Source organism: Streptomyces californicus, from assembly GCF_000717645.1.
Taxonomy (GTDB): Bacteria; Actinomycetota; Actinomycetes; order Streptomycetales; family Streptomycetaceae; genus Streptomyces; species Streptomyces californicus.
The window spans coordinates 53,895-74,331 of sequence record NZ_JNZZ01000005.1 but is presented as its reverse complement, the minus strand read 5'-3'; the positions used below and the strand labels follow the sequence as shown (position 1 = coordinate 74,331).

Sequence of the window (20,437 nt, the reverse complement as noted above, 5' to 3'; positions counted from 1 at the left end):
CATGACCCGACTCCTCGACAAGACCGACGCTTCCGCCCCGGCCACCGCGCCCCGGACGCCGGCCTCCCGTACCGCCCGCCGCACGGCGCTGCTGCACTGGATCGCCGTGCACTCCCTCGGGGTCGCCGCCGCGCTCTTCTTCGTGCTGCCGTTCGTCTTCGTGGTGCTGACCTCGCTGATGAGCGACCAGCAGGCGCTGACCCGCGACCTCACCCCGAACACCTGGGAGTGGGACAACTACGCACGGGTCTTCAGGACCGACGGCTTCCTGGTCTGGTGGCGCAACACGCTGCTGTACGCCGGCGCGGGCACCGTCCTGACCGTGGTGTCGTCGATCCCGGTGGCGTACGCGCTGGCGAAGTTCCGCTTCCGGGGCCGCAAGCTGTCGCTGATGCTCGTCATCTCGATGATGATGCTGCCGCCGCAGGTCGTCATCATCCCGATGTACCTGTTCTGGGCCAAGCAGATGGACCTCTCCGGCACCCTGTGGCCGCTGATCATCCCGATGGCGTTCGGTGACGCGTTCTCCATCTTCCTGCTGCGGCAGTTCCTGCTGACCATCCCGAACGAGTACCTGGACGCGGCGAAGGTCGACGGCTGCGGCGAGCTCCGCACCCTGATCAAGGTCGTCCTGCCGATGGCCAAGCCCGGTATCGCGGCCATCGCCCTCTTCCAGTTCTTCGCCGCCTGGAACGACTACTTCGGACCGCAGATCTACGCCTCGGAGAACCCGGCCGCCTGGACGCTCAGTTACGGCCTGGAATCCTTCAAGGGCGCGCACCACACCGACTGGAACCTGACCATGGCCGCGACCGTCCTGGTCATGGCCCCCGTGATCGCCGTCTTCTTCTTCGCCCAGAAGGCATTCGTCGAGGGCGTCACACTGACCGGAGTAAAAGGCTGACATGAAGCTCGCTGTAGTGGGTGGCGGGTCCACCTACACCCCTGAACTGATCGACGGGTTCGCCCGGCTGCGGGACACCCTGCCCATCGAGGAGCTGGTGCTCGTCGATCCGGCGGCCGACCGCCTGGAGCTGGTCGGCGGCCTCGCCCGACGGATCTTCGCCAAGCAGGACCACGCCGGGAGGATCACCACGACCACCGACGTCGACGCGGGCGTGGCCGACGCCGACGCCGTCCTGCTCCAACTGCGCGTCGGCGGACAGGCCGCGCGCGAACGGGACGAGACCTGGCCGCTGGAGTGCGGCTGCGTCGGCCAGGAGACCACCGGAGCCGGCGGCCTCGCGAAGGCGCTGCGCACCGTTCCCGTCGTCCTGGACATCGCCGAGCGGGTCCGCCGCGCCAACCCGGACGCCTGGATCATCGACTTCACCAACCCCGTCGGCATCGTCACCCGCGCCCTCCTCCAGGCCGGGCACAAGGCGGTCGGCCTGTGCAACGTGGCGATCGGCTTCCAGCGGAAGTTCGCCCGGCTGCTGGACGTGAACCCCTCCGAGGTGCACCTCGACCACGTCGGGCTCAACCACCTGACCTGGGAGCTGGGGGTGCGTCTGGGCGGCCCGGACGGCGAGAACGTGCTGCCCCGCCTGCTCGCGGAGCACGGTGAGGCCATCGCCGGCGATCTGCGGATGGACCGGCGGATCGTGGACCGCCTCGGCGTCGTCCCCTCCTACTACCTGCGCTACTTCTACGCCCACGACGAGGTGGTGAGGGAGCTGGGCACCAAGCCGTCGCGGGCCGCCGAGGTCGCGGCGATGGAGAAGGAACTCCTCGCGATGTACGGGGACCCGGCGCTGGACGAGAAGCCCGAGCTGCTCGCCAAGCGCGGTGGCGCGTTCTACTCCGAGGCGGCCGTGGACCTGGCGGCCTCCCTGCTGGGCGACGGCGGATCGCCGGTCCAGGTGGTCAACACGTACAACAGGGGCACCCTGCCGTTCCTCCCCGACGACGCGGTGATCGAGGTGCAGGCCCGGGTCGGACGCGACGGCGCGGCGCCGCTGCCCGTTCCGGCGCTGGACCCGCTGTACGCCGGTCTGATCGCCAACGTGACGGCGTACGAGGACCTCGCCCTGGACGCCGCGCTGCGCGGTGGCCGGGACCGGGTCTTCAAGGCGCTGCTCGCCCACCCGCTGATCGGCCAGTTCGACTACGCCGAGGGGCTCACCGACCGGCTGATCGCGCACAACCGGGAGCACCTGGCGTGGGCGTGAACGTGTCGGTCGTCGCCATCGACGCGGGCAACAGCAAGACCGACGTGGCGCTGATCGGCGAGGACGGCACGGTGCTGGCCACGGCGCGCGGGGGTGGTTTCCAGCCGCCGGTGGTCGGGGTGGAGGCCGCGGTCGACGTGCTGGCCGAGGCGCTGGGGCGGGCGGTCGCGGAGCTGTCGGCGGCGGGCGGGTCGGGGGGCTCGGCCGGTGCTTCCGGTGCTTCCGGTGCTTCTGATCCGCTCGGCGCTTCCGGTGCGCGCGGCGAGGCTTCCGGCACGGCCGGCGCGGCCCGGACGCGCGGCGTTTCCGGCGTGCCCGGCGCCTCCGGCGGCCTCGGTGTGCTCGGGCCGTCCGTGCATGTCTCCGCGTGTCTGGCCAACGCCGATCTGCCGGTCGAGGAGGCCGAGTTGGCCGCCGCGCTGGAGGCCCGCGGCTGGGGCTCGTCGGTGGAGGTGCGCAACGACACCTTCGCGATCCTGCGCGCCGGGGTGGACGACCCCCGGGGCGTCGCCGTGGTCTGCGGGGCCGGGATCAACTGCGTGGGCATGACCCCGGACGGGCGGACGGCCCGCTTCCCCGCCATCGGGCGCATATCCGGTGACTGGGGCGGCGGTTCGGGGCTCGCCGAGGAGGCACTGTGGTTCGCCGCGCGCGCCGAGGACGGGCGGGGCGAACCGTCCGAACTGGCTCGCGCGCTGCCGGGCCACTTCGGGCTCGACTCGATGTACGCGCTGATCGAGGCGTTGCACCGCGGGGCGATCCCGATGGTGCGGCGGCACGAGTTGACGCCGGTGCTGTTCGCCACGGCGGCGGCGGGGGACGCGGTCGCCTCGGCGCTGGTGGAGCGGCTGGCCGAGGAGGTGGTGGCGATGGCCTCGGTCGCGCTGAACCGGCTCGGACTGCTGGAGGAGGAGGCTCCGGTGCTGCTGGGCGGCAGTGTGCTGGCCGCACGCCACCCGCAGCTGAACGACCGGATCGCGGCGCTCCTCGCGGCCCGCGCCCCGAAGGCCGAGGTCCGCGTGGTGACCGAACCGCCGGTGCTGGGCGCGGCGTTGCTGGGCCTGGACCGTACGGGGGCTGACCAGGAGGTCCGCCGGAGGCTGCGCGCGCAGTACCTCCGGGCCCCGGGAGCGTCCGCCCCGGCGTAGGGCGTGTCAGGACCGGCCTGCGGACGCGTCCGGCCCGGTCTGCGGACCGCAGAGAGGCGCCCCGTCACGCGACGCGCGTGGGGGCGCCTCTTGTTCGTTACCCGTACGGGTGAACGCCTGGCACGGGAGGGGCGCGAGGGAACCGGACGGGCCTCCGGAACGTGTACCTGATGGGAAGTCCGTTCGCTTATGGGGATGTATCCGGGCACGTTGCGCCGTCCGCCTTGATCGGCCGCGCCTGCCCTGGTCGAATGCGGGGACCGATAACGGGGACGGGGGCGGGGGCCCACCGTCGGTGACCGAGGGGGAGGTCGAGTGACACACCCGCCGAGCGGCGGCTCACAGACGTCGCGCGCGCCGGACCCGAAGCCCGTGCCCGCCGCCGCACCCGCACCCGCCTCCGCCGGAGCACTCGTGCCGACCGCCGTGCCCGCGCGGCCCCGCGCCGCCTGGGCCGTCCAGGCCGAACGGCTGCGCGCCGCGGCGACGACCGAGCCCGGTCGGCTCCGGATCATCGGGGCCGTCCTGGCGCTGCTGGTCGTGGCGTTCGGCGCGGTGACCACGCTGGAGGTCTCGCAGCGGGCCGCCGCGGCCGACGACGTGGTCGGCCGCAGCCAGCCGCTCAGCGCCGACGCGGCGGACGTCTACCGCTACCTGGCGGACGCGGACACGACGGCGGCCAGTGGGTTCCTCGCGGGCGCGCAGGAGCCCCGGGACGTGCAGGCGCGGTACCGCGACGACATCGAGGGGGCGGCCCGGCTGCTGGTCGAGGCGGCGGCGGGCACCGACGCCGACAGCGCCGCCGGCCACGAGATAGCAACCCTCAACGAACTGCTCCCGGTCTACACGGGGCTGATCGAGCGCGCCCGCGCCAACAACCGCCAGGGCCTGCCGCTGGGCGGCGCCTATCTGCGGTACGCGAACCAGAAGATGGCCGGCGAGATGCTGCCGGCCGCCGAGCGGCTGTACGCGGTGGAGACCGGCCGCCTGGAGGCGGACTCCGCCGACGCCCGGCGCTGGCCCTTCCTCTCGATCGGCGCGGGGATCGTGGTGCTCGGCGCCCTGGTGTGGATGCAGCGGCGCACCTACCGCCGGACGAACCGGGTGCTGAACCACGGGCTGCTGGCGGCGACGGCCGCCGCGTCGGTGGTGGTGCTGTGGCTGGCCGTGGGGCACACCGTGGCCCGTACGGAGCTGCGGTCGGCGATGGAGCACGGCCAGGCGTCCCTGGACGTGCTCAACGACGCCCGGATCAGCTCCCTGAAGGCCCGCGCCAACGAGAACCTCACGCTGGTGGCGCGCGGTGCGGTGCTGACCGCCGACGGCTCCGCCGACCAGTACGAGACGGACTACGCGGCGGGGATGACGACGTTGAAGGACCGGCTGGAGAAGGCCGGGCGGCTCGCGGACGACGCGAACGGGCGGAGGCCGGTGGCCGAGGCGGTCGAGGGGGCGTCCCAGTGGCAGGCCCGGCACCGCGAGGCCCGCGCCACGGACGACCGGGGCGACTACGACGGCGCCCTGAGCCGCGTCATCGGGGCCGAGGAGTCCACCGGGCAGTCCTTCGAGCAGGTGGACACCGCGCTGCAGGCGGCGCTCGCCCATGAGCAGGTCGAGTTCACCTCGGCGGCGCGGGACGGGCGCGGGGCCCTGCGCGGCCTGCCGAACGGGGCCGCGGTGCTGGCGGTCCTGGGGGCCGCCGCCGTGATCGTCGGAGTCAACCGCAGGCTCTCGGAGTACCGGTGAGAGGGGCAGCGATGAGGAGGGCGATCGGCCGGCCCGCGCGCCGCCTGCGCGGCTGGGGCGGCGTGACGGGGATGGCGGCGGCGTGCGCGTTCACCGCCGCGGTGACCCTGCTGCCGCTGGCCCACCACGACGGCGGGGCGAGCGGGGCGGACCTCTCGGGCGGCGGGGTGGCGACGGCCGACCGGGCGCGGGCCGAGGCGTGCACCGAGCCCGAGGCCAGCCTGCCCCCCTCGGACGGCGGCGGGCCGAACATCGACCGGATCAAGCAGCGCGGGAAGCTGATCGCGGGCGTGGACCAGAACAGCTTCCGCTGGGGCTACCGCAACCCGGCGACACGCCGCCTCGAAGGGTTCGACATCGACCTGGTGCGGGCCATCGCCAAGGACGTCCTGGGCGACCCGGACGCGGTGGTCTTCCGCGCGATCCCCACCAACCAGCGCATCGCCGCCCTGGAGAACGACCGGGTCGACGTCGTCGTGCGGACGATGACGATCAACTGCAAGCGGCTCGACCAGGTCTCCTTCTCCACCGCCTACTTCCAGGCCGGGCAGCAGGTGCTCGCCCCGAAGGAGTCGGCGATCACCGGGTACGACTCCTCGCTGAAGGGCAAGCGGGTCTGCTCGGCCGAGGGCTCCACGGCGTACGAGGCGCTGGAGAGGCAGTCGTTCGGCGCGCTCTACAAGGACGACCACGACGGCACCAAGCGCGACCCCGACCTGCTGACCGTGCCCAACCAGCTGGACTGCCTGGTGCGGCTCCAGCTCGGCGAGGTCGACGCGGTGGTCACGGACAACGCCCTGGCGGCCGGTCAGGCGGCGCAGGACCCGGCGGTGGAGCTCAAGGGGAAGACCCCGTTCACCACCGAGTACTACGGCGTCGCGGCGAAGAAGGGCGCCGACGACCTGGTGGCCCGGGTCAACAAGGTCCTCGTCGACTACCGGGCGGGCGGCGACGACAGCGCCTGGATGACGTCCTACCGGCAGTGGCTCGCGGCGGGCCTGCCCGGGATATCCGGGCCGCCCGCCCCCAAGTACCGCGGCGACTGAGCCGGGGCGCCCCCGTGCGGGCCGGAGCGGCGGGCCGGAGCCAGACCGAAGCAGACCGATCCCGCCGGGCCGACCGGCCCGGCGGGGAGAGCGGAGAGGTGATCGATGGGCGTCGCGGGATCCTTCCCCGGCTTCGCGGGGAAGCCCCCCGGCCCGGTCCTGGACCGGGAGGAGGCGGACCGGGCACTGGCCCGGCTCGGCGCGGAGCACGAGGCGATCGAGACCTCGCTCCTCGCGCTCCAGGACCATGCCGGCCGCAGACTGCTGGAGGGCGCCGAGCTGACCGGCGTCACCCGGGAGCGCTGGGCCACGACCGAGCGGGCGATCACCCTGCTGTGGGGGTACTTCGACGCGTACGCGGGAGCGCTGGCCGAGGCCCGGGAGATCCGTGCGCGCCGCCGCCACCCGAACCGGGAGGACCTGGTCGCGCTCACCGAGCTGCTGTGCGGCGAGGCGGTCACCGTCGCCAACCCGGGGGCGTCGGTGCCGCCGCCTGAGGCGGGCCCCGCCCGGCTCTCCGAGCGGTTCTCGCTCCAGGAGCTGGTGGCCCGGATGAACGAGCTGTACGCCAGGTCGCTGGACATGGTCGTCGCCTCCGACGCGGTCTGGTCGGCGCTGCCCGCCCGGATCGACCTGCTCGCGGCCGAACTGCACCGGACGCGTTCGCTGGCGCACTCCGTGGGGGTGCGGCCCGGTGAGCATCCGTCCGGGGACGACCTGGCGGAGATCACCGAGGAGCTGACGACGCTGCGGGTGCAGGTGGTCTCCGACCCGCTGGCGTTCTGGCTGCCGGGTCCGGGGAGCGCCGCGCCGGGCGGCGGCCGTCCCGACACCTCGCGCTACGACCGGGCGGCCCGCGCGCTGGAGGACGTACGGCGGGAGATCGAGGCGGTCCTCGCGGTGCGGCAGGACGCGGAGGCGCGCCTGGTGCGGCTGCGGGACGTGCTCTCGCGGGCCGACCGGACCCTGACGGAGGCGCGTGCGGCGCGCGGCGAGGTGCTGGCCAAGATCGCCGCGTCCGAGGTGCCCGCGGTGAGCGGGCCGCCGACCGCCCTCCAGGAGCGGCTGGCGGCCGCGTCGGACCACCGCCGGCACGCCCGGTGGCACCGGCTCTCCCCGCTGCTGGAGGCGCTGGAGCAGGAGGCCGAGGACGAACTGCTGCGCGCCCGCGAGTCGCTGACCTCGGTCACGGCTCCGCTGGCGGTCCGCGCGGAGCTGCGCGGCCGGCTGGACGCGTACAAGGCGAAGGCGGCCCGGCACGGGCTGGCGGAGGATCTGGTGCTGATCGAGCGGTACGACGCGGCGCGCCGCATGCTGTGGAGCGCGCCGTGCGATCTGCGCGCCGCCGAGCAGGCCGTCCTGCGCTACCAGCACGCGGTCGCGGAGGCGCTGACGCCGCGCCCGTCCGAGGAGCCGGAGGACCGCCGGGGCACGGGCGGACTGGGGGAGACACGATGAGTACGCGGTGCCAGCGCCCCTCGTGCGAGGGGTCCTACGAGGACATGGGCGGCGGTGAGCTGTACTGCGACACCTGCGGTCTGGCCCCGGTCGTCTCGCCGACGGGCATGGTCTCCTCGCCGCCCACCGGGATCGCCGGGGGCGGGAGGGGCGGGAGGGACAGTTCCTCGCAGCGGTCGGCCTCCCGTGCCTCCGCCCGCGCCTCGTCGCGGTCCTCGACCTCGCGCCGTTCGGTCTCCGGCCGGCTGTCGCGCTCGCTGTCCGGGGCGTCCACCTCCCGTTCGGTCTCGGTGCGTTCCTCGGGCTCGTCCTCGACCGCGTCGGCCCGGGGGCGGCTCGGCGCCGGGCTGGTCCAGGTGCCGGACGTGCCCCGGCACGATCCGCGCACGGCGGTGATGGAGCGTCCGGAGGTGCCGGAGCGGAAGCGGTTCTGCTCCCGTTCCGACTGCGGGGCGCCGGTGGGCCGGGCGCGCGGCGAGCGGCCGGGGCGGACCGAGGGGTTCTGCACCAAGTGCGGGCACCCCTACTCCTTCGTGCCGAAGCTGAACAGCGGTGACATCGTGCACGGCCAGTACGAGGTGGTGGGCTGCCTGGCGCACGGCGGGCTCGGCTGGGTGTATCTGGCGGTGGACCGGGCGGTGTCGGACCGCTGGGTGGTCCTCAAGGGCCTGCTGGACACCGGCGACCAGGACGCGATGGCCGCCGCGATCTCCGAGCGCCGCTTCCTCGCCGAGATCGAGCACGCCAACATCGTGCGGATCTACAACTTCGTCGAGCACCTGGACCAGCGGACGGGTTCGCTGGACGGCTACATCGTCATGGAGTACGTCGGCGGCAAGTCCCTCAAGGAGATCGCCAACGAGCGCCGCACCCCGGCCGGGAAGCGCGATCCGCTGCCGGTGGACCAGGCGTGCGCGTACGGGATCGAGGCGCTGGAGGCGCTGGGCCATCTGCACGGGCGCAACCTCCTGTACTGCGACTTCAAGGTCGACAACGCGATCCAGAGCGAGGACCAGCTCAAGCTGATCGACATGGGCGCGGTGCGCCGGATGGACGACGACGAGTCGGCGATCTACGGCACGGTGGGCTACCAGGCCCCCGAGGTCGCGGAGCTGGGTCCGTCGGTCGCCTCCGACCTGTACACGGTGGCGCGGACGCTGGCGATCCTCACGTTCGACTTCCAGGGCTACACGAACGTGTACGTGGACGCCCTGCCGGACCCGGACACGATCGAGGTGTTCCGCACCTACGAGTCGTTCTACCGGCTGCTGGTGCGGGCCACCGACCCGGATCCGGAGCGCCGTTTCGCCTCGGCGGCGGAGATGGCCGAGCAGTTGACGGGGGTGCTGCGGGAGGTCGTGGCGCTGCGGTCCGGCCGGCCGCGTCCGGCGCTGTCGACCCTGTTCGGCGCGGAACCGCGCGTGGTCGACACCGAGTTGTTCGCCCCGCAGACGGGCGACGTATCGTCGCTGGGCGGCCGGGACACCGGTGCGTCGCGGGGGCTGCCGGGCCGCCGCCGCGGCGGTCGCCGTACGGCGTCCGGCACCGCCGGTCACCTCGCCGACCCGGCGCGGCCGGTCGCGCCGGGCGCCGTGGCGTCGGCGGTGGCCGGCGCGCTGCCGGTGGGGGCGCGGCCGCACGGGCCGGCGGGGAGTCCTTCGTCCGGCCCGGGGGCGGCTCCGCTGGCGGTGGAGGCGACGCACGTACGGGGTTCCGCCCCGGGCGGCGGGGCCCCGCTCCCGTACCCTCCCCCGGCGCACGCTCCCGCTTCGGGGTCTCCGGCGCACGCCCCGCTTCCGGGGCCCCGGGCGGCCGAGCCGGTCCCGGGGCCGGCGGCGGGACCGTACGCCGGGCCGGCCGGTCCGTACGGCTCCGCCGGGAGGACCGCCGGGGGCGTGCGGCTCGCGCTGTTCGACGCCCGGGCCGCCTCGTTGGCGCTGCCGGTCCCCCGCGTCGACGCGACGGACCCGAACGCGGGTTTCCTGGCCGGGCTGATGGCCTCCGCCCCCGCCGAGCTGATCGCCGCCCTGCACACGGTCCCGGCGCCCTCGCTGGAGACCCGGCTGCGGGAGCTGCGGGCCCGGCTGGAGATGCGGGAGCAGGACGCGGCCTCCCGCGCGCTGTCCACTCTGGAGGGTGAACACCCCGACGACTGGCGGGTGGTCTGGTATCGCGGGATCACCTCGCTGGTGACCGGCGACCACGAGTCGGCGGCGCTCTCCTTCGACGCGGTCTACGACGCGTTCCCCGGGGAGACGGCGCCCAAGCTGGCCCTCGGGATCTGCGCGGAGGTGCTGGGTCAGCTGGACAACGCCGCCGAGTACTACCGCCTGGTGTGGACGACCGATCCGGGCTTCGTCAGCGCGGCGTTCGGCCTGGCCCGGGTGCAGATCGCGGCCGGTGAGCGGGGTGCGGCGGTCGCGACCCTGGAGTCCGTGCCGGAGGCGTCGATCCACTACACGGCCGCGCGGGTGGCCACCGTACGGGCGCGGTTGCGCGAGCGTTCGCCCCACGAGCCGCTGCGGGCCGACCTGAGGGCCGCCGGGGAGCAGGTGACGGCGCTGGCCGCCTTCGGACTGGACCCGGTGCGCCACGAGCAGTTGTCGACCGAGGTACTGGGCAAGGCGCTGGACTGGGTACTCTCCGGTAGTCCCGGTGTCCAGGGGCCGGACGTACCGGCCGCCGGTACGCCGGGCGGCGCACCGAAGCTGCTCGGCGCCGAACTGGACGAGCGGGGACTGCGGTTCGGTCTCGAACGCTCGTACCGCATGCTCGCCCGGCTCGCGCAGCAGGGCGACGAGAGGATCGAACTGGTGGAGCGGGCCAACCGTTTCCGCCCCCGGACGTGGGTGTGAAGATGTCTCAGAGCCACCAGCAGCCCGCCCTGCCGACGTGCCCCGGCTGCGAGGAGCCGCTGGACGCGGGCGACCGCTTCTGCGGGGCGTGCGGCCACGACCTCTCGGCCGTGCCGACCGGCCCCGGCGACCGGCCCACGATGGCCGTCGCGGTGCCCCCGGCCGGGCAGGCGGCGGAGGCCGGGCCGGGAGACGCCGGGACACCGGACGCGGGCGCACCGCGCGCCGGGGCGGTGGAGGGCGGGGCGGTACGGTGGCCGGCCGCCGCGGAGACCGACAGCTCGGACGTGCCCGCGCCCGTGCACAGCCCGGCGGACGTGCCGGGGACGGATTCGGACGGCAGGCCGCTGACGGGACCGGGGGCGGAGTCCGGCGGGGGCGCCGGGGCCGCGCCGGGCGGGCCGGCGCACGAGGAGGCGGGCGCCGTCCGCGTCCGGCACGACCACCGGGCGGCACCGGGAGGCGGTACGGCCACCGGCGCCGCGGCGGACGCCGGCGGGGCCGCGCGGACGACGGGCGACCGGGCGGCCGCGGTCGCGGGCGCCGCCCCGGACGGTGCGGCGGAGCCCGGCGGCGATCCGGACTCCGGTGACTTCCCGCTGGCCGCCCCCGACCCCCGTACGGCGGAGCACGCGCCCGCCGCCCCGGCCGCCGGGGAGAAGGTCTGCGTGGCGTGCCGCTCCGGCCGGGTGGACCCCGACGGCTACTGCGAGAACTGCGGGCACGCCCAGCCCCGTGAGCGCGACCACATGGAGCAGGAGCTCGACACGGTGGCCGCCGTCAGCGACCGGGGGCTGCGCCACCACCGCAACGAGGACTCCTTCGCGGTCTCCTCGACCGCGCTGCCGGACGGTTCGCCGGCCGTCGTCGCGATCGTCTGCGACGGCGTCTCGTCGGCGAGCCGCCCCGACGAGGCGTCGGCCGCCGCCGCGACCGCGGCGAACGAGGCGCTGCTGGCGGCCCTGCCGCGCGGTACGCATCCGCAGCAGGCGATGCACGAGGCGATCGTCGCTGCGTCCGAGGCGGTCAACGCCCTGGCACAGGAGCCGGCCGGGGCGATGGGGCACGACGCCCACCGCCACCAGAACGCCCCGGCCTGCACCCTGGTCGGCGCGGTCGTGGCGGGCGGTCTGCTGATCGTCGGCTGGGTCGGCGACAGCCGCGTCTACTGGGTGCCCGAGGACCGGACCCGGCCCACCGCCCGGCTCACCGAGGACGATTCGTGGGCCGCGCAGATGGTGGCGGCAGGCCTGATGAACGAGGCGGAGGCGTACGCGGACGACCGGGCCCACGCCATCACCGGCTGGCTCGGCGCCGACGCGTACGAACTGGAGCCGCACACGGCCGCGTTCAAGCCGGACCGGCCGGGCCTGGTGGTCGTGTGCACGGACGGCCTGTGGAACTACGCGGAGTCCGGCGAGGAGATGGCCGCCGCCGTCCCGGCCGACGCGCAGGAGCGTCCGCTGCACGCCGCCCAGGTGCTCGTCGGCCACGCCCTCGACGGCGGGGGCCACGACAACGTGACGGTGGCGCTGCTGCCGTTCGCCGTAGGACCGGACGGGGCAGGATCGGCCCGCGAATCCGTTTGAACCTCAAGGAGTCGACCATGGCCAACTTCTCCAAGTCGAACGTGCCGCAGTTCTCCGTCGAGGTGTACCAGAACGCGTTCCTGCCCGAGGGCGGCCGTGAGGTCAACGCCATCGTGACCGTCACCTCGACCGGCGGCGGCACCACCGGCGGGATACCCCTGGCGGGCTCGGGGCCCGCGTACGGGACGGGGCCGGGCGCGGCCGTCGTGCTGATGGTCGACTGCTCGGGCTCGATGGACTACCCCCCGACGAAGATGCGCAACGCGCGCGACGCGACGGCCGCCGCCATCGACACCCTGCGCGAGGGCACGCTGTTCGCGGTGGTCGCCGGGACCCACGTGGCCCGGGAGGTCTACCCCGGCGGCGGACGGCTCGCGGTCGCCGACGCGCACACGAAGGCCCTGGCCAAGGACGCCCTGCGCGGACTGAGCGCGGGCGGCGGCACCGCGATCGGCACCTGGCTGCGGCTGGCCGACCGGCTGCTGGGCCCGGCCGACGCGGGCATCCGGCACGGCGTCCTGCTGACCGACGGCCGCAACGAGCACGAGGCGCCCGAGGACCTGCGGGCGGCGCTGGAGTCCTGCGCGGGCCGGTTCACCTGCGACGCCCGCGGGGTGGGGACCGACTGGGAGGTGAAGGAGGTCACCGGCATCGCCTCCGCGCTCCTCGGCACCGCCGACATCGTCGCCGACCCCTCGGGCCTGGCCGACGACTTCACGCGGATGATGGAGAACGTCATGGGCAAGGAGGTCGCGGACGTGGCGCTGCGGCTCTGGACGCCCGTGGGGGTGGAGATCCGGTTCGTGAAGCAGGTCGCGCCGAGCGTGGCGGACCTGACCGGGCGGCGCACCGAGGCGGGGCCCCGGGCCGGGGACTACCCGACCGGTTCGTGGGGCGACGAGTCGCGCGACTACCACGTGTGCGTACGGGTGCCGCAGGCCGGGATCGGCCAGGAGATGCTGGCGGCCCGGGTCTCCCTGATCCTGCCCGACCCCTCGGGCGCGGGCGCCCCGCAGACCCTGTCGCAGGGGCTCGTACGGGCCGTGTGGACGGACGACATGGCGGCGTCCACCTCGATCAATCCGCAGGTCGCGCACTACACGGGCCAGGCGGAGCTGGCGCAGGTCATCCAGCAGGGCCTGGAAGCGCGCAAGTCGGGTGATTTCGACGGGGCGACGGCCAAGCTGGGGCGCGCGGTGCAGCTGGCGTCGGCGTCCGGGAACCAGGACACCGCGCGACTGCTCTCGAAGGTGGTCGACGTCGTCGATGCCGCGACCGGTACTGTGCGACTGAAGGCGAAGGTCGCGGAAGCGGACGAGATGACTCTCGAAACGCGCTCGACCAAGACCGTTCGCGTCAAGAAGTAGCACGGCCCGGTCATCCGATGACCACCGACCGTCACCACCGAACAGCCCGGCACATTCGCTGAGCAACGACGCCGCGATCGACGGCAAGGACGGCCCTCGGGGCCGGAAGAGGAGAGGGGGAAGCGCCGACATGCCGACCTGCCCGAACGGACACCAGTCGGGTTCCGAGGACTGGTGCGAGGTCTGCGGACACCGCATGGCCCCGGGTGGAGCGCCCTCGGGCGCCGTGCCCCCGCCGCCTCCCCCGCCGCCCGCGCCCGGTTACGGCTACCCGCAGCCGGGGGCCGGTGACGGCCCGCCCACCATGCAGGCGGAGCTCTGCCCGCAGTGCCGCACGCCGCGTGAGGCGATGGCGCCGTTCTGCGAGGAGTGCCGCTGGAACTTCCTCACCAACAAGGCGACCTCGTACACCCCGCTGGCCCCGCAGCACAGCACGCCCGGCAGCCGGCCGGCCGGTCTGAACCTGCCGCCCGGCTTCCAGTCGCCGGGCGCCGGCGGCCCGGGTGGCCAGCCGGGCCACGGGCAGCCTGGCCCCGGTGGGCAGGGCGGCCCCGGACAGCCTGGCCCCGGTGGCCCCGGACAGCACGGTCCCGGTGGACAGCACGGGCCCGGTGGGCCCGGACAGCCTGGCCCCGGTGGCCCTGGGCAGCCCGGTCCCGGTGGGCAGGGCGGGCCTTCCGGCGCGCCCCGGGCGCACGACCCGTTCGACTACCAAGGGTCGCGCCCCTCCCAGATGAACCGTCCCGCCGAACCGCTCGGCCCCGAGCAGGACGGCCCGCGGGGGAACGGCGGCCAGGGCGGCCCTCCGCCTCCGTCGTTCCAGCAGGGGCCCCCGCCCTCGTTCCAGCAGGGCCCTCCGCCGCCCTCGTTCCAGCAGCAGGGGCACCCGCCGCGCGAGCAGTCGGCTCCTTCGGCTCCCTCACCGTTCGAACCGCGTGAACAGTCGGCCCCGTCGGCCCCTTCGCCGTTCGAACCGCAGCAGTCCTCGCCCTTCGCTCCCCCGCAGCAGCAGCAGTCGGCGCCGCCCGCGCCGCCGCGCTCGTCGGGACACCCGGACGGCGATGACGACTGGATGCTGCCGCCGCCCTCCCAGGCGCAGCCCCCGCAGCCGCCCCAGCAGTTCCAGCAGCCCGGCCCGCACCAGGGCCAGGGGCAGGGCCCCGGCCATGGGCCGCAGGGCCCGGGCGTCCCGGGCGGCCAGGACCAGCGGAACCCGGACCGCGGCGACCCGGAACGCGGCGGCCAGGACCAGCCGTACGACCGCGGCGGCCAGGACCAGCCGTACGCGGGACACGGCCAGGCGCCGCGGGGCCAGGACCAGGGGTACGACCAGGACGGCCGGCAGCACGCCGGGGTGCCCGGCCAGGGCGGACCGCGGCAGGCCGCCACCTGGACGGCCGTGATCGCTCCGGACCGCGAGTACTTTCTCGCGATGATGCAGCGCAGCGGGCCCGAGGCCAGTGGCCTGAACCTGCCCGCGTACTCCCCGGAGCAGCGTCTCGCGCTCAGCGGCGAGCAGGTCACCATCGGGCGTCGCCGTCAGAGCACCGGCGAGTCCCCCGACGTCGACCTCTCGGTACCCCCGGAGGACCCGGGCGTCTCGCACCAGCACGCGATGCTGGTGCGGCAGCCCGACGGCGACTGGGCGGTCGTGGACCAGAACTCCACCAACGGGACCACGCTGAACGGCGCCGAGGACCCGATCCAGCCCTACGTCCCCGTACCCCTCCAGGACGGCGACCGGGTGCACGTCGGGGCGTGGACGACGATCACCCTGCGCCGGGACTGAGGGCCGCGGCGCCCCCGGCCGTCGGGCCGGGCGGCGCCGCTCCGCCCCCTCCCCGTGCGGTGTGCCCGGCCCGGTCCTCCACGACCGGGCACACGCCCGCTCAGTCGGCGGCGAGCGGCCAGGTGTACGGGCCCCGCGGGTCGTCGAGCCAGGCCCACTGGCGGCCCCGGTCGACCGTGACCCCGTACCTCTCCCGCTCCGGACGCCCCTCGCGCTCCCAGAGGGAGAGGGCCTCGTGCGGATCGAGCGCGCCCGCGCTCAGGGTCAGCAGGAACCGGAAGAGGTCGTCCCCGGCCACCCGGCGCGGCAGCCCGCCGAGGTGCGGGAGGGGGCCGGCGGCCGGATACGCCCCGCGCAGGGGCACGAAGTACGCCGGGGTGTGCAGGAAGTGCCCCTCGGCGCGCGGACCGTGCGCCGTCGCACCGACCTGCAGCGCGACGAGCCCCGTGGCGAGCGGCGCGACGATCCGCGCCCCCGGACGGCACTGTTCCGGCCAGGCACGGGGCACCGACGGCAGGGTGCAGGTCGCGATGATCCGGTCGTACGGGGCACGTCCCGGGCAGCCCCGCGCGCCGTCGCCGGTGACCACCGCCGGGTGGTATCCGGCCGCGGTGAGGTGACCGCGGGCCGCGTCCGTGATCGCGGGGTCCAGATCGACGGTGGTCACCGCCGGACCGCCGAGCCGGTGGGCGAGCAGGGCCGCGTTGTAGCCGGGTCCGGTGCCGATCTCCAGGACCGTGTGTCCGTCCGCCACGTCGAGGGCGTCGAGCATCAGGGCCATCAGGGACGGCTGGCTGGAGGACGAGACGAGTTCACCGTCCTGGAGGCGGGTGGCCAGCGCCCCGTCCGCGTACACGCCGCGCAGCCAGCGGGACCGCCGTTCCGGGTCGGGGTCCTCGCCCCAGAGGCGTTCGTAGCCCCGGATCCCGTGCACGTAGAAGAACGGGACGAAAAGGTGGCGGGGCACATCGGCGAAGGCGGTGCGCCAGGCCGGGTCGGTGAACGCGCCCCGGGCGGCGATCTCCCGCACCAGGGCCGCCCGCGCCGCGTCGGCCTCGGGGTCGGGTGCGGAGGCGGACGAGGAGGGACCGTGCCGGTGTGCGCCCATGACTCCACTGTCCTGCGCCGGGGCCGCTTCGGCGAACGACGGGGCGGGCGGGCCGAATCCGTGCGGTCCGCCCGCTCCCGGTCCTAGGACCGCCGTCCTCGGCCGGTGCGTCTGCGACCATGGACGGGTGACTGAGATTCCGCGCGACACGCTTCAGGAGCAGACCTTCTACGAGCAGGTCGGCGGCGAGGCGACCTTCCGGCGCCTGGTCCACCGCTTCTACGAGGGCGTGGCGGGCGACGAACTGCTGCGGCCGATGTACCCGGAGAAGGATCTGGGCCCGGCCGAGGAACGGTTCGCGCTCTTCCTGATGCAGTACTGGGGCGGCCCGCGCACCTACAGCGACCACCGCGGTCACCCGCGTCTGCGGATGCGGCACGCCCCCTTCCGGGTGGACAGGGCCGCTCATGACGCCTGGCTCTCCCACATGCGGGTCGCGGTGGACGAGTTGGAGCTCGCGCCGGAGCACGAACGGCAGTTGTGGGACTACATGACGTACGCCGCCGCCTCGATGATCAACACCGTCGACTGACCGGCGCCCCGGGACCGGCCCGCCCGCAGAACGACTCGGCCCCGGTCCGGTCCCGGTCAGGCGCCGCGGCGCGATCACGACCCCGGTCGGGTCCCCGCGTCAGACCCGACCCCGGTCAGGAACGTGGGGTGATCACGCCCGGCGCTCCCGACCCCACCTCAGCGTGACGAGTGAACGTTCCGTGACCGGACGACTCCGGAATTCGGCACTCCGCCACCGCATAACGATCACGATCGCATCAAGGTGCACCGGCAAGCGGTTACCGGAACCCGGTGACCTCTGAAAGCATCGCCGGTACGCCGGGGGGCGTGCGTACGCGGTGTTTCCGGGGCTGGGGGATCAGGTGACGGGTTTCGTCCTTCTGCGGGTGCGGGCTCATCGCCTGCTGCTTTCCGCGGCCTTCCTCGCCGTCCTGCTGACCACGTCGGTCCTGGCCGCGCTCACCGCCTTCTCCGGCTCGGTGGGCGACGCGGCCCTGCGTCACACACTCACCCACAAGTCTGCCGCCTCCGCCTCCCTCGTCGTCACCGCCACCGTGGGGCACGAGAAGCGCGCCGAGGCCGACGACACCGTCCGCGCGGCCTCCCGGGACGCCTTCGACGGGCTGCCCGTCACGGTGGGGAAGCTGGAGAGTTCCGGGTCGTACGCCCTCCCCCGCACGCTCCAGGACCCGGCGGCCCGGCGCGGAGAGCCGGACCTGACCCAGTTCGCCGCCCTCGACCGCGCCCGGCTGCGGATCACCGGCGGCAGGGCCCCCGCCGCGGCCTCCGGCGACGGACCCGTCGAGGTCGCGCTGCCCGCCGTCGCCGCCGAGGCCCTGGAGCTGAAGCCGGGCGAACGGTTCACCGTCACCGACCGGCTGCGCGACAAGAAGCAGAAGGTCCTGGTCACCGGCGTGTACGAGGCCGTCGACCCGTCCGACCCGTACTGGCAGCTCGACCCGCTCGGCGGGCGCGGAGTGCGCAAGCTCGCGTTCACGACGTACGGCCCGCTGCTCACCGACCCCTCGGTCCTGGCCTCCGGCGCCCTCAGCGGCGGGAACACCGCCTGGCTGGCGACCGCCGACTTCGCCGGCCTGACCACCGGTTCCATCGACGGGCTGCGCGACGCGTCGGCCGCCACCCCGAAGGCGCTCTCCGCCGCCCCGGTGTTCTCCTCCGGCGTCACCGTGCGGACGTCGCTGCCGACCGTGCTCGACCAGCTCGACCGGGCGCTCCTGGTGTCCCGTTCGACGCTGATGATCGTCGCGGTGCAGCTGGTGCTGCTCGCCGCGTACGCCCTGCTGCTGGTCGCCCGGCTGCTGAACTCCGAGCGCGACGGCGAGCGCGAACTGCTGCGCGCCCGGGGTGGTTCGCGGGGCCGGATCACCTCGTTCGCCGCGTTGGAGGCGCTGCTGCTCGCCGTGCCCGCCGCGATCGTCGCCCCCCTGCTCGCGGGCCCGCTGACCGGGCTGCTGGCGGACCGCGGCGACCTGTCCCGGATCGGGCTGCGGGTCGGCGCGTCCTCGACCGGCACCGTCTGGCTGGTCTCCGCGGGCGTCGCTCTGGCGTGCGCGCTCGCCGTGGTGGCCCCGTCGCTCACGGCCGGTGCGGGCGGGCGCCGGACCCGGGCCGCCGCGCTGCCCGGGCCGGTGCGCGCGGGCGCGGACATCGGGCTGCTCCTGATCGCGGCGGTGGCGTACTGGCAGCTCGACCGGCAGGCCGGCGGCGGGGCGATCAGCGGCGACCAGGCCGGCGGCCTCGGGGTCGACCCGCTGCTGGTGGTCGCCCCCGCCCTGGCGCTGCTCGCCGGAACGGTCCTGACCCTGCGGCTGCTGCCGCCCGCCGCGAGGCTCGCCGAGCGGCGCGCGGCCAAGGGCCGGGGGCTGCCCGCGGCCCTGGCGGGCTGGCAGTTCAGCCGCCGCCCGCTGCGCGGCGCGGGCCCGGTGCTGCTGCTGGTCCTGTCGGTGGCGATGGGCATGCTGGCGATCGGGCAGAGCGCCTCGTGGGACCGTTCGCAGTCCGACCAGGCCGACTTCGCCTCCGGCGCCTCGGTGCGGATGGCGGCCGGGACCGGAAGCGGTCCGGCGACGGCCGGCGCCTACAGCTCCCTGCCCGGCGTACGGCAGGCCGCCCCCGCCTACCGGGCGGACGTGGAGGTCGCCGGCGGGCGCATGGCCGAGATCGTCGCCCTGGACACCGCCCACGCGGACGAGCGGATGCTGATGCGCGCCGACCTCTCCGCCACGAGCCCCCGCCGGCTGTTCGAGACCATCGCCCCCGAGCCGGCCCCGCGCCCCGGGCTCGTCCTGCCGAAGGGCTCCACCCGGCTGAAGCTGGACCTCCGGATCGACACGGTGGCGCCGAAGGGGGCGACCGCGGACCCGGACGAGGAGCCGCCGGTGGCCACCGTGCTCCTGGAGGACCGCTACGGCCTCCCCTACCGCGCCCTGGCCGGCCCGGTGCCCGTGGACGGCGGACCCGTCGCGGTGTCCGTACCGGTGTCGGCGAACGGCGGCCTGGCCGTGACCGGCGTCGAGGTGGACGCCGACCCGCCGTGGGACCGGGCGCGGCAGCAGCGGCTCTCGATGAGCGACGTACGGGTGGTCACCGGATCCGGCGCCGAACGCCCGGTCGCCGCCTCAGGCGCGGTGCGCTGGGACGCGACCACGGCGTTCACGGAGGCGGCCGAGGTCCGGCCCGGCGCCCGCCCGGTGCGCAACGGCACGTCGGGGCTCCCCGACTTCACGTACGACACCGGGGTGGACGACGAGGAGTCCTGGGAGCCGGTGACCGGCACCCTGCGGATCACGGCCGCCCGCCCGAAGGCCGCGGCCGTCAAGGCGGTGGCGACGGACGCCTACCTCAGGAACACGAACGCGAAGCTGGGCGACGGGATCGACATCACCCTCGCCGGAAACACCGTCCGCGTGACGCTGGCCGAGTCCGTGCGACAGCTGCCGACCACCGGGACGGTCAAGCCGTCCGAGGGGAAGGACCCGGCGGGCGACGGCGGGGCGCTGCTGGTGGACCTCAGGGCCGTCACCCAGGTCCTGGCCCACCGGCCGACCGCCACGATCGAGGCGACCGAGTGGTGGCTGAGCACGGCCCCGGGCGACGCCGCGAAGACGGCGGCCGCCCTGCGCGCCCTGCCGGACACCGACCCGGCGCAGGTCCTGGTCCGCGCGGAGGCCGCCCAACGGCTGGTGGACGATCCCCTGGGAGCCGGGCCGCAGTCGGCGCTGCCGGCCGTCGCGGTGGTCGCCGCCGCGCTGGCGGCGGTCGGCTTCGCGGTCAGCGCGTCGGGTTCCCGCCGCGAACGCTCCGCCGAACTGGGCGTGTTGCGGGCGCTCGGCGCCCCGCGCCGTCAACTGGCCCGCATGGTCGCCGCCGAGCAGGGCGTCCTGATCGCGCTCGCGCTGTTGATCGGGCTCGGCATCGGCACGGTGCTGACCCGGGCCGTCGTACCGCTCATCGTGCTGACCGGGCAGGCCGGGCGGCCCGTCCCACCGGTGCTGGTCGAGCTGCCCGCCGGGCAGGTCGCGGCGCTGCTGGCGGGGGTCGCCGCCCTGCCCCTCGTGATCGTCGCGGTGATGGCGCTGCGCCGCGGGGACCCGGCGGTCACACTGCGCCACCAGGGGGATCACTGA

At 75.0% G+C, this 20,437-nt stretch carries 13 protein-coding genes; 12 read left to right on the top strand and 1 reads right to left on the bottom strand.

Going from position 1 to position 20,437, the window contains the following annotated elements; genetic code table 11:
- The first annotated feature begins 1 nt into the window (after nt 1).
- The 10 genes from IF19_RS0108455 to IF19_RS0108405 all read left to right on the top strand — a co-directional run bounded on the left by IF19_RS0108455 (nt 2) and on the right by IF19_RS0108405 (nt 15,169).
- Nucleotides 2–904 (top strand): carbohydrate ABC transporter permease, encoded by a 903-nt coding sequence (locus IF19_RS0108455; RefSeq protein WP_030116586.1) that lies wholly within the window; start codon nt 2–4, stop codon nt 902–904.
- 1 nt (nt 905) lies between these two features.
- On the top strand, nt 906–2,171 hold the full coding sequence (locus IF19_RS0108450; protein ID WP_030116585.1) for a 6-phospho-beta-glucosidase: 1,266 nt from the start codon (nt 906–908) through the stop codon (nt 2,169–2,171).
- A complete protein-coding gene (locus IF19_RS0108445; protein ID WP_050493946.1) occupies nt 2,162–3,319 on the top strand; it encodes an N-acetylglucosamine kinase in 1,158 nt (385 codons plus the stop codon). Before IF19_RS0108450 ends, IF19_RS0108445 begins: the two co-directional genes overlap by 10 nt.
- 315 nt (nt 3,320–3,634) lie before the next feature.
- Entirely contained in the window at nt 3,635–5,065 is a 1,431-nt protein-coding gene (locus IF19_RS0108440) for a hypothetical protein (protein ID WP_030121219.1), read from the top strand.
- Nucleotides 5,066–5,076: 11 nt separating this feature from the next.
- Nucleotides 5,077–6,111 carry a glutamate ABC transporter substrate-binding protein gene (locus IF19_RS0108435; RefSeq protein WP_030116581.1) on the top strand — a complete coding sequence of 345 codons (1,035 nt, stop codon included), beginning with the start codon at nt 5,077–5,079 and terminating at the stop codon, nt 6,109–6,111.
- Nucleotides 6,112–6,216: 105 nt separating this feature from the next.
- Nucleotides 6,217–7,569, top strand: a complete 1,353-nt coding sequence (locus IF19_RS0108430; protein WP_030121217.1) for a hypothetical protein — start codon at nt 6,217–6,219, stop codon at nt 7,567–7,569.
- Nucleotides 7,566–10,424, top strand: a complete 2,859-nt coding sequence (locus tag IF19_RS0108420) for a serine/threonine-protein kinase (RefSeq protein WP_078580973.1) — start codon at nt 7,566–7,568, stop codon at nt 10,422–10,424. The genes IF19_RS0108430 and IF19_RS0108420 overlap by 4 nt, the downstream gene beginning before the upstream one ends.
- 2 nt (nt 10,425–10,426) lie before the next feature.
- A complete protein-coding gene (locus IF19_RS0108415) occupies nt 10,427–12,013 on the top strand; it encodes a PP2C family protein-serine/threonine phosphatase (protein ID WP_032748307.1) in 1,587 nt (528 codons plus the stop codon).
- Nucleotides 12,014–12,030: 17 nt separating this feature from the next.
- The gene (locus tag IF19_RS0108410; protein WP_030116573.1) at nt 12,031–13,380 is read left to right on the top strand and encodes a vWA domain-containing protein; all 1,350 of its coding nucleotides are present in this window, start codon (nt 12,031–12,033) and stop codon (nt 13,378–13,380) included.
- 130 nt (nt 13,381–13,510) lie between these two features.
- Entirely contained in the window at nt 13,511–15,169 is a 1,659-nt protein-coding gene (locus IF19_RS0108405) for an FHA domain-containing protein (RefSeq protein WP_030121212.1), read from the top strand.
- 100 nt (nt 15,170–15,269) lie between these two features.
- On the opposite strand, the gene IF19_RS0108400 is transcribed toward IF19_RS0108405, so the two are convergent.
- Nucleotides 15,270–16,277 (bottom strand): methyltransferase domain-containing protein, encoded by a 1,008-nt coding sequence (locus IF19_RS0108400; RefSeq protein ID WP_030116571.1) that lies wholly within the window; start codon nt 16,275–16,277, stop codon nt 15,270–15,272.
- A 127-nt stretch (nt 16,278–16,404) separates the two neighbouring features.
- Here IF19_RS0108400 and IF19_RS0108395 point away from each other — a divergent pair, with 127 nt between their 5' ends.
- Together IF19_RS0108395 and IF19_RS0108390 are read left to right on the top strand one after the other, a co-directional pair.
- The gene (locus tag IF19_RS0108395) at nt 16,405–16,809 is read left to right on the top strand and encodes a globin (protein ID WP_030116570.1); all 405 of its coding nucleotides are present in this window, start codon (nt 16,405–16,407) and stop codon (nt 16,807–16,809) included.
- A gap of 343 nt (nt 16,810–17,152) precedes the next feature.
- The gene (locus IF19_RS0108390; RefSeq protein ID WP_030277541.1) at nt 17,153–20,437 is read left to right on the top strand and encodes an FtsX-like permease family protein; all 3,285 of its coding nucleotides are present in this window, start codon (nt 17,153–17,155) and stop codon (nt 20,435–20,437) included.

What these genes read in the sequence shown, in the direction of transcription:
- IF19_RS0108455 (WP_030116586.1), top strand. Translation starts at nt 2, where the DNA reads ATGACCCGACTCCTCGACAAGACCGACGCTTCCGCCCCGGCCACCGCG.
- IF19_RS0108450 (WP_030116585.1), top strand. Translation starts at nt 906, where the DNA reads ATGAAGCTCGCTGTAGTGGGTGGCGGGTCCACCTACACCCCTGAACTG.
- IF19_RS0108435 (WP_030116581.1), top strand. Translation starts at nt 5,077, where the DNA reads ATGAGGAGGGCGATCGGCCGGCCCGCGCGCCGCCTGCGCGGCTGGGGC.
- IF19_RS0108430 (WP_030121217.1), top strand. Translation starts at nt 6,217, where the DNA reads ATGGGCGTCGCGGGATCCTTCCCCGGCTTCGCGGGGAAGCCCCCCGGC.
- IF19_RS0108420 (WP_078580973.1), top strand. Translation starts at nt 7,566, where the DNA reads ATGAGTACGCGGTGCCAGCGCCCCTCGTGCGAGGGGTCCTACGAGGAC.
- IF19_RS0108415 (WP_032748307.1), top strand. Translation starts at nt 10,427, where the DNA reads ATGTCTCAGAGCCACCAGCAGCCCGCCCTGCCGACGTGCCCCGGCTGC.
- IF19_RS0108410 (WP_030116573.1), top strand. Translation starts at nt 12,031, where the DNA reads ATGGCCAACTTCTCCAAGTCGAACGTGCCGCAGTTCTCCGTCGAGGTG.
- IF19_RS0108405 (WP_030121212.1), top strand. Translation starts at nt 13,511, where the DNA reads ATGCCGACCTGCCCGAACGGACACCAGTCGGGTTCCGAGGACTGGTGC.
- IF19_RS0108400 (WP_030116571.1), bottom strand. Translation starts at nt 16,277, where the DNA reads ATGGGCGCACACCGGCACGGTCCCTCCTCGTCCGCCTCCGCACCCGAC.